The organism is Streptomyces sp. Act143 (genome assembly GCF_003143935.1).
GTDB lineage: Bacteria > Actinomycetota > Actinomycetes > Streptomycetales > Streptomycetaceae > Streptomyces.
On the sequence record NZ_QFRX01000001.1, the window covers coordinates 6,460,695 to 6,470,179 of the forward strand.

Consider the following 9,485-nt stretch of genomic DNA (forward strand, 5'->3'; position numbering starts at 1 on the left):
CTTCTCACGGCCGCCCTCCGGGTTGATGTCGTTGATCTCCATCGGACCCGAGATGATCTTGCCGACCGTCTGCCGCGGGTTGAGCGAGGCGTACGGGTCCTGGAAGATCATCTGGATCTCGGAGCGGACCGGCGCGAGCTCCCTGCGGCTGGCGTGGGTGATGTCCTGCCCGCGGTAGGAGATCTTGCCGCCGGTGGGCTCCAGCAGCCGTGTGATCAGGCGGCCGGTCGTCGACTTGCCGCAGCCCGACTCGCCGACCAGGCCCAGGCTCTCGCCCTCGTTCACCTGGAAGTCCAGCCCGTCCACGGCCTGGACCGCGCCGACGGTACGGCGGATCGGGAAGCCGCCCTTGACCGGGAAGTGCTTCGTCAGGCCGGTGACGTCCAGGAGGGGGTTCGTGTTGCTCATGATGGTGAAGTCCCGTCTCGGTTACGTCAGTCAGTGCCGGGAAGCGGCGAGGTCGGCGAAGAATTCCTTGCGCTGGTCCAGTGTGAGGTGGCAGGCGGAACCCCGGCCGGCCTCGACCTTCAGCAGCGGACGCTCGGTGGAGCACAGCCCGCCCGCGACCTTCTCGGCGAAGGAGCAGCGCGGGTGGAAGCGGCAGCCGGACGGCGGGTTGAGGAGAGAGGGCGGCGAGCCCGGGATCGGCGACAGCGGCACGTCGACCGGGCCGTCCAGGCTTGGCATCGAGCTCAGCAGACCGACGGTGTACGGGTGCTGCGGCGTACGCAGCACCTCCTCCTTCGTGCCCCGCTCCACGCACCGGCCGCCGTACATCACCAGCACGTCGTCCGCGATGTCGGCGATGACACCGAGGTCGTGGGTGATGAAGATGATCGCGGTGCCGAACTCCTGCTGGAGGTCCTTGAGCAGGTCCATGATCTGGGCCTGGACCGTCACGTCGAGCGCAGTGGTCGGCTCGTCGGCGATCAGCAGCTCGGGGTCGCAGACCAGGGCCATGGCGATCATCGCGCGCTGGCGCATACCGCCGGAGAACTGGTGCGGGTAGTCGTCCACCCGCATGTCCGGCTGGGGGATGCCGACGCGCCGCAGCATCTCGATCGCCCGCTTCCGGGCCTCCGACTTGGAGGCGCCGGTGTGCTTGCGGTACGTCTCACCGATCTGCTTGCCGATGGTGTGGTACGGCGACAGCGAGGCCAGGGCGTCCTGGAAGATCATCGACATCTTGTTGCCGCGCAGCTTCTCCAGCTCGGACTCGCGAGCCGTGGTCAGCTCCTTGCCGTCGAGCAGGATCTCGCCGTCGATCGCGGTGCGGTGCCGGTCGTGCAGGCCCAGGATCGTCAGGTTCGTGACCGACTTGCCGGAGCCCGACTCGCCCACGATGCCGAGGGTCTTGCCCTTCTGCAGGTCGAAGGTGAGCCCGTCGACGGCCTTGACGATGCCGTCCTCGGTGGAGAAGTGGACTTTCAGGTCCTTGACGGAGAGGAAGGGCTGCTGATCGGTGCTCGTCACGGGGACGCTCCTGGGGGTCATGCCGGGGGGTAGCTGGAGGGGGACCGGATCAGGCGAGCCGGATGCGCGGGTCGATGAGGGCGTAGACGGCGTCCACGATGATGTTGGCGAAGACGATGGCGCCGGCGGCGACCAGGGTCACACCGAGCAGCATCGGCAGGTCGTTCGCCTCCACCGCGGTCAGCGCGAGCCGCCCGAGGCCCTGGAGGCTGAAGACCGACTCGGTGATGATGGCGCCGCCGATGAGGGTGCCCATGTCGATGCCGAAGATCGTCACGATCGGGCCCATCGCTCCGCGCCAGGCGAAGCGGAAGAAGACCGAGCGCCGGGACAGACCCTTGGCGCGCGCCGTGCGCACGTAGTCCTCGCTGAGCTGCTCCACCAGTTGGGAGCGCGTCATACGGGTGTAGTTGGCGGTGAAGATGATCGACAGCACCAGCCACGGCAGCAGCAGGCCGGCGGCCCATTGACCCGGGTTGTCGGTGAACGGCGTGTACGACGGCTGCTCCAGCAGGCCGAGCTGCTGCACCAGGAAGTACATGGCGATGTAGCCGACGAAGTAGATCTGCAGCGAGGAGCCGAGCAGCGAGAAGGAGCTCGCGATCTTGTCGGCCGCCCGGCCCTGCTTGACCGCGGCGATCATGCCGGTGCCGACGCCGATGATCAGGAAGAAGACCGAGGCGCCCAGCGCCAGTGAGATGGTCAGCGGCAGACGGTCCATGATCGTGCCGAGGACGGGCTCGCGGTTGGTGAAGGAGAAGCCCAGGCAGGGAGCGTTGCAGTTGCCGAGGCCGCCGTAGTCACGGCCGATGAAGACGCCCTGGAGCCAGTGCCAGTACTGCACCGGCAGCGGGTCGGCGATCCCGAGGTTGTGCCGGACCTGCGCGAGCAGTTCCGGCGTGCACACCTTGCCGCACGCCATACGGGCCGGGTCACGCGGGAGCGCGTAGTAGAGCGAGAAGGTGACGGCGCTGATGATCAGCAGAATGACAAGTGCGCCGATGACTCGGCGGACTAGAAAACGGAACATGGCGTGACTTTCCGGACGGGGCGCCGTCGCCGGGGGTGTGGGGAGCGAGACGGGAAGAATCGGGGCGGCGGCGGTGGCCGCCGCCCCGACAGCTGGAGCAGGCCTTACTTGGCGGCGAAGACCTTGCCCAGGGCGATGCAGGTGTTGCCGGAGTCGTAGACCACGCCGCCGACCTTCGAGCCGTGGAAGTAGTTACGGATCGGGTTGTAGTCCGGAACCACCGCGGCCAGACGCATGATCTGCTCGTCGATGTCGCCCCACAGCTTGGCGGCCTTGTCCGCGTCGGTCTCGGCCGTGGCGGCGGCGATCGCCTTGTTCACGCTGGTGTCGTTCAGCTGCGGCCAGTTGACACCGCCGTCGGCGATCTGGCTGCCGTCGAAGCAGGGGTAGATGACCGCGTAACCGGCCGGCCAGTCCGGGCCCCAGCCCGCGGCGAACATGTCGTACTCGTTGTCCAGCTGGCCGATCTGGCTGTAGAAGGACGTCTTGTCGACCTGCTTGAGGACCGGGGTGAAGCCGGCCTTCGTCAGCGCGCTCTTGATGGCGACGGCCTGCTTGACGGAGTTGTCGGACTGCTGCATCGCGATGACGACGCGCTGCCCCTCCTTGCCGGCCTCCTTCAGCAGAGCCTTGGCCTTGGCCGGGTCACCGGTCGGCTTGGTCTTCTTCTCGTAGAGGTCGAAGTCCTTGTGGCCCGGGGTGAGGGGGCTGATGATCGTGGTCGCGGTCGCGGTGGAGAGCGCGCCGCCACGGATCTGCCGCAGCTGCTGCGCCGGCCACGCGAAGTTGAGCGCCTGGCGGACCTTGGCGTCCGTGACGCGCTTGGTGTTGATCGCGAAGTAGTAGCAGGTGGTGTCGACCTGGGTCAGGACGCGCTTCTTCAGCGTGGCGTCCGTCATCACCTTCTGGATGCGCTCCGGGGCGACCTCGTTGAGCAGCGACAGCGTGAACTGGTCGTTGCCCTGGTCGGCGATGTAGCGGTCCGTCGACGCCAGCGACTGGAAGCCGAACTGGAAGACGAACTTGTCCGGGTAGGCGTTGCGGATCGGGTCCGTCTCGGCGACCCAGTGGGTGTTGCGGACCAGCGTCGCGCCCTTGCCGATGCTGCGGCTCTCGATCTTGTACGGGGCGCAGGAGAACGGGCGCTTGTCGTACTTCTCCTTGGTGTCGTGCTTCTTGGGCACGATGGAGTAGCCGCGCATGGCCAGCATGAAGTTGAAGTCGGCGTGGGCCTCCTTCAGCTTGAACGTGATGGTCTTGCCGTCGACCTCGATGGAGTCGAGGTGCTTGCCCTCGTAGGGGCCCTTGTACTTGTCGCCGCCGATCAGCCAGCTCTGCGGGTAACGCGGGCCCTGGGTGACGAAGGAGGCGAAGAGACGCTCGAAGGTCCAGCGGACGTCCTCGATGGTGACGTCGGCGCCGTCCTCCCACTTGACGTTGTCCTTCAGGGTGAAGGCCCAGGTCTTGCCGCCGTCCGTGGCGGTGCCCGCGTCGGTGGCGAGGTCGCCGACGAGGGTGGTCGTGCCCTTGGAGTCGACCTTGTAGCCGGTCAGACCGCGCAGGAACAGCACCGAGCAGGCGCCCTCGTACGAGGAGTACAGCTGCGCCGGGTCCAGGTGGTCCCAGTCGATCTGGTCGAGCGTGTAGATCGTGCCGCCCTTGACGGCGCCCGGAACCTCGGGGGCCGCACCGGTGGAGTCGGCCTTGGTGCCGACCGCGATGGTGGCTGCCTTGGCCTTGTCGACCGACGGTGCCTTGTTGGCACTGCTGCCGCCCGCGTCGCCGCTGCTGCACGCGCTCAGCACGGTGCTCGCACCGGCGGCCACACCAGTGGCTATGAGGAAGTTTCTGCGGGAGAAGGACATGGCTTACCTGCCTAGGGAGGGATGGATGAGAGACGTGCAACCAGCCGGACGACGATGACCGGGGCTGGGAGGGGAATGACTCAGCGCTTGGACTTCGGGTCGAGCGCGTCGCGGACCGAGTCACCGAGCAGGTTGAAGGCGAGGACGAAGAGGATCATCGAGACGCCCGGGAAGATCATGAAGGTGATGTCGTCCGAGTAGAACTGCGCACCGCGCTGGATCATGACGCCCCAGTCCGGGGTCGGGTCGATGATGCCGACGCCGAGGAAGGCGAGCCCTGCTTCAGCCGTGACATAGGCCGGGAGCATGAGGGTCGACTGGATGAGGATCGGCGTCCAGAGATTGGGCAGCAGTTCCTTGAAGATGATCCGGGCCGGCGAGGCACCGGTCACCTTCGCGGCTTCAACGAACTCTCGTTCGCGCAGGCCCAGAACCTGACCGCGCAGCAGACGCGCGATGGAGGCCCAGCCGAAGGCGGAGAGCGCGAGGATCAGGCAGGTGGCCCGCAGCCAGACCGGTACGTCCTCGTCGAACGGGACGAAGAGGTTGTAGACGACCGGCATGAAGGCGATGAAGAACAGCGTCGACGGGAACGACAGCAGGATGTCGATGACCCGGCCGATGAGGTAGTCCGTCTTGCCGCCCAGGTAGCCAGCCGTGACACCGACGACGACGCCGACGAGCGTGGTCAGCAGGGTGGCGGCGGTGGCGAGCAGCAGCGAGGTGCGGATGCCGTAGAGCAGGAACGTGAAGACGTCCCGGCCGAGCTGCGGCTCGATGCCGAACCAGAAGTCGCTGCTGATGCCGCCGTTGGGCTTGACCGGGTAGGCGAAGTCGTTGAGCAGGCCGGGAATGTCCTGGCCGTACGTCGTGTACGGGTCCTTGCCGTACAGCTTCGCGATGAGCGGAGCCGCGATCGCGATCACGAAGAAGAAGATCACGATGCCGGCGGATATGACGCCCGTACGGTCGCGCTTGAACCGGCGCCAGGCAAGCTGCCCGGGAGAGCGGCTCTCGTTGGCCTTCGGAGAGGGAGAAGTGATCGACTTCTCGGCGCTCTCTTCGGTCACCTCAAGCGGGGCAGCCGCCGATGGAGTTGGGGGGGTCATGGTGCTCCTGGCCCAAGGGAGGGTCTGATGACTCCGCAGGGCACTCCCCTACGGGCTACGCCGGACTTTTTCAACGCAATTCATTCAAGGTCAATAAATTCTCGGTCGACTTGGGTTTCTCTTTACTTTCTTTGCCTGTCCTTGACCAATCTGTAGCTACGCGTGTAGCCCCTCGTGATCGATCCGTGTTTTACATCGGGCCAACTTCTCCAATCGGGCAATGAGTTCGATATGCGGACGGTGGTGTGTCGAAATCCGTACATAGACGGGTCGTAATCCAACGGTTCTGCATCGGAACGTGAAGATCCATTGCACCTTCCGTGCAAGATCCACTGCCGGAGAGGTCGGAGGTTCCCGGAAGGCCTCCGTCCGTTCCCCTGAAGGGCTCAATGCGTGTGCGCTTTGCCTGATTTGCGTTGATATTTGCCGGTAACGGATCAGCGCAGTCAAACAGGAGGCACTCCATGCCTGGAGCCACGCACGCCAAGTGGGCCGCATGCGCGGCGGCGGTAGCCCTCGCGGCGACGGCCTGCGGAGGTGGGGACAGCGACAGCGGCGGCGGCAGTGGCGACGGCAGCGGGACGCTCAGCTCCTCCTGGGGCGACCCGCAGAACCCGCTGGAGCCGGCCAACACCAACGAGGTGCAGGGCGGCAAGGTCCTCGACATGATCTTCCGGTCGCTGAAGCGGTACAACCCGGAGACCGGCAAGGCCGAGGACATGCTCGCGGACAAGATCGAGACGAGCGACTCGCAGAACTTCACCGTCACCGTCAAGGACGGCTGGACTTTCTCCAACGGCGAGAAGGTCACCGCGAAGTCCTTCGTGGACGCCTGGAACTACGGGGCGAGCCTCAAGAACAACCAGAAGAACGCCTACTTCTTCGGGTACATCGACGGCTACGACAAGGTCCACCCCGAGGACGGCAGCAAGCAGACCGCCCAGACCCTCTCCGGGCTGAAGGTCACCGGCGACCGGACCTTCACCGTCAAGCTCAGCCAGAAGTTCTCGACCTTCCCCGACACCCTCGGCTACCCGGCCTTCGCCCCGCTCCCGCAGGCCTTCTTCGACGACCACGCCACCTGGCTGAAGAAGCCGGTCGGCAACGGCCCGTACACCATCGAGTCGTACACCAAGGGCTCGCAGATGAGCCTGAAGAAGTGGGACAAGTACCCGGGTGACGACAAGGCGCAGAACGGCGGCGTGAACCTCAAGGTCTACACCGACAACAACACCGCCTACACCGACCTCATGGCCGGCAACCTCGACCTCGTCGACGACGTCCCCGCCGCCCAGCTCAAGAACGTCAAGGCCGACCTCGGCGACCGGTACATCAACACCCCGGCCGGCATCATCCAGACCCTCGCCTTCCCGTTCTACGACAAGAACTGGAACAAGGCCGGGATGGAGAAGGTCCGCACGGGCCTGTCCCGGGCCATCAACCGCGACCAGATCACCAAGACGATCTTCAATGACACCCGCACCCCGGCCAGCGACTGGACCTCCCCGGTCCTCGGCGAGGACGGCGGCTTCAAGGAAGGCCTGTGCGGGGACGCCTGCAAGTACGACGCGGCGGCGGCCAAGAAGCTCGTCCAGGAGGGCGGCGGTCTCCCCGGCGGCGGGATCAAGATCACGTACAACGCGGACACCGGCTCCCACAAGCAGTGGGTCGACGCGGTCTGCAACTCCATCAACAACGCGCTCGACAACGACAAGGCCTGCGTCGGCAACCCCGTCGGCACCTTCGCCGACTACCGCAACCAGATCACCGAGAAGAAGATGAGCGGCCCCTTCCGGGCCGGCTGGCAGATGGACTACCCGCTCATCCAGAACTTCCTCCAGCCGCTCTACTACACCAACGCCTCCTCCAACGACGGCAAGTGGTCCAACAAGGACTTCGACAAGCTCGTCGACGAGGCCAACGCCGAGACCGACACCGCTAAGGCCGTCTCCAAGTTCCAGGACGCCGAGAAGGTGCTGCGGGACAACATGGGCGCGATCCCGCTCTGGTACCAGAACGGCAGCGCGGGCTTCTCGGAGCGGCTGTCCAACGTCAAGCTCAACCCGTTCAGCGTGCCGGTCTACAACGAGATCAAGGTCAGCTGACCCGCCATGGGACGCTACGTCGTCCGGCGTCTGCTCCAGATGATCCCGGTGTTCATCGGCGCCACGCTCCTCATCTTCCTCATGGTCAACGTGATGGGCGACCCCATCGCGGGCCTGTGCGGCGACCGGCAGTGCGACCCCGCCACGGCCGCGCAGCTGAAGAAGGAGTTCGGCCTAGATAAGCCGGTCTGGCAGCAGTACCTGACCTACATGGGGAACGTCTTCACCGGAGACTTCGGCACCGCGTTCAACGGCCAGAAGGTCACCGAGCTGATGTCGACGGCGTTCCCCGTGACGATCCGCCTGACGATCGTCGCGATCCTCTTCGAGATCGTCATCGGCATCACGCTGGGGGTCGTCACGGGCCTGCGGCGCGGCAAGCCCGTCGACACCTCGGTCCTGATGCTGACGCTCGTCGTGATCTCGATCCCGACCTTCGTCACCGGCCTGCTGCTCCAGCTCCTGCTGGGCGTGGAATGGGGCTGGATCAAACCGTCGGTGTCCACGGACGCCGCCTTCAGCGAGCTGATCGTGCCGGGTCTGGTGCTGGCGTCGGTGTCGCTGGCGTACGTCACCCGGCTGACCCGGACGTCGATCGCGGAGAACCGCCGCAGCGACTACGTCCGGACGGCGGTGGCGAAGGGCCTGCCGAGGCGCCGGGTCATCACCCGCCATCTCCTCCGCAACTCGCTGATCCCGGTCGTCACGTTCATCGGCACCGACATCGGCGCCCTGATGGGCGGGGCGATCGTCACCGAGCGCATCTTCAACATCCACGGCGTCGGCTACCAGCTCTACCAGGGCATCCTGCGCCAGAACACGCAGACGGTGGTCGGCTTCGTCACCGTCCTCGTGCTGGTGTTCCTGGTCGCCAACCTGCTCGTCGACCTCCTGTACGCCGTACTCGACCCGAGGATCCGCTATGCCTGAACCCCAGGAGCCCGAGGGCGCGATCGCCGGCACCGGCATGGGCGGCGCCATGGACCTCGCCGTGAGCGAGGCGAACACCCTGGACAAGGGGCCGGGCGGCGCGGGCCCCGCGGGCAAACCCCGCTCGCTGTGGTCCGACGCGTGGCGCGACCTGCGCCGCAACCCGGTCTTCATCATCTCGGGGCTGGTCATCCTCTTCCTGATCGTGATCTCCCTCTGGCCCTCCCTGATCGCCTCGGGCAACCCCCTCAAGTGCGACCTCGCCAAGGCCCAGGAGGGCTCGCAGCCCGGCCATCCCTTCGGCTTCGACGGGCAGGGCTGCGACGTCTACACGCGCACGGTCTACGGCGCCCGTACGTCCGTCACGGTCGGCGTCTGCGCCACCCTCGGGGTCGCGATCCTGGGCTCGGTCCTCGGCGGGCTCGCCGGCTTCTTCGGCGGCTTCTGGGACTCGATCCTGTCCCGCATCACGGACGTCTTCTTCGCGATCCCGGTGGTCCTGGGCGGCCTGGTCCTGCTGTCCGTCGTCACCAGCAACACGGTCTGGCCGGTGATCGGCTTCATGGTGCTGCTGGGCTGGCCGCAGATCTCCCGCATCGCCCGGGGGTCGGTCATCACGGCCAAACAGAACGACTACGTGCAGGCCGCGCGGGCGCTCGGCGCCTCCAGCACCCGCCAACTGCTGCGCCACATCGCGCCGAACGCGGTGGCCCCGGTGATCGTGGTGGCGACCATCGCACTCGGCACGTACATCGCCCTGGAGGCGACGCTCTCCTACCTCGGCGTGGGCCTGAAGCCCCCGACGGTCAGCTGGGGCATCGACATCTCCGCCGCCTCCGCCTACATCCGCCAGGCCCCCCACATGCTCCTCTGGCCGGCCGGCGCCCTGGCCCTCACCGTCCTGGCCTTCATCATGCTCGGCGACGCGGTCCGCGACGCCCTCGACCCGAAGCTGAGGTGAGTCGTGCTCCTG

Annotated in this window: 8 protein-coding genes; 3 read left to right on the top strand and 5 right to left on the bottom strand. The window is 66.4% G+C overall.

The window, feature by feature from the left end:
* The 5 genes from DI272_RS45580 to DI272_RS29595 all read right to left on the bottom strand — a co-directional run.
* Positions 1 to 408 (bottom strand): ATP-binding cassette domain-containing protein (locus tag DI272_RS45580; RefSeq protein ID WP_258314716.1); only part of this gene is annotated, 408 nt, incomplete at its 3' end.
* 30 nt (positions 409 to 438) lie between these two features.
* Complete coding sequence (locus DI272_RS29580; RefSeq protein WP_109498257.1) at positions 439 to 1,473, bottom strand: ABC transporter ATP-binding protein; 1,035 nt, start codon at positions 1,471 to 1,473, stop codon at positions 439 to 441.
* 49 nt (positions 1,474 to 1,522) lie between these two features.
* Positions 1,523 to 2,503: an ABC transporter permease gene (locus DI272_RS29585; RefSeq protein ID WP_109498258.1), complete on the bottom strand. Its 981-nt coding sequence runs from the start codon at positions 2,501 to 2,503 to the stop codon at positions 1,523 to 1,525.
* Positions 2,504 to 2,607: 104 nt separating this feature from the next.
* Positions 2,608 to 4,368 (bottom strand): ABC transporter substrate-binding protein, encoded by a 1,761-nt coding sequence (locus DI272_RS29590; protein WP_109498259.1) that lies wholly within the window; start codon positions 4,366 to 4,368, stop codon positions 2,608 to 2,610.
* Positions 4,369 to 4,448: 80 nt separating this feature from the next.
* Positions 4,449 to 5,438, bottom strand: coding sequence for an ABC transporter permease (locus DI272_RS29595; protein WP_109498260.1), 990 nt, complete (start codon positions 5,436 to 5,438; stop codon positions 4,449 to 4,451).
* A gap of 503 nt (positions 5,439 to 5,941) precedes the next feature.
* Here DI272_RS29595 and DI272_RS29600 point away from each other — a divergent pair.
* The 3 genes from DI272_RS29600 to DI272_RS29610 are packed head-to-tail and all read left to right on the top strand — an operon-like array spanning position 5,942 to position 9,473.
* Complete coding sequence (locus DI272_RS29600; protein ID WP_109498261.1) at positions 5,942 to 7,582, top strand: ABC transporter substrate-binding protein; 1,641 nt, start codon at positions 5,942 to 5,944, stop codon at positions 7,580 to 7,582.
* Positions 7,583 to 7,588: 6 nt separating this feature from the next.
* The gene (locus DI272_RS29605) at positions 7,589 to 8,512 is read left to right on the top strand and encodes an ABC transporter permease (RefSeq protein ID WP_109498262.1); all 924 of its coding nucleotides are present in this window, start codon (positions 7,589 to 7,591) and stop codon (positions 8,510 to 8,512) included.
* The gene (locus DI272_RS29610; protein WP_109498263.1) at positions 8,505 to 9,473 is read left to right on the top strand and encodes an ABC transporter permease; all 969 of its coding nucleotides are present in this window, start codon (positions 8,505 to 8,507) and stop codon (positions 9,471 to 9,473) included. The genes DI272_RS29605 and DI272_RS29610 overlap by 8 nt, the downstream gene beginning before the upstream one ends.
* Positions 9,474 to 9,485 lie beyond the last annotated feature (12 nt).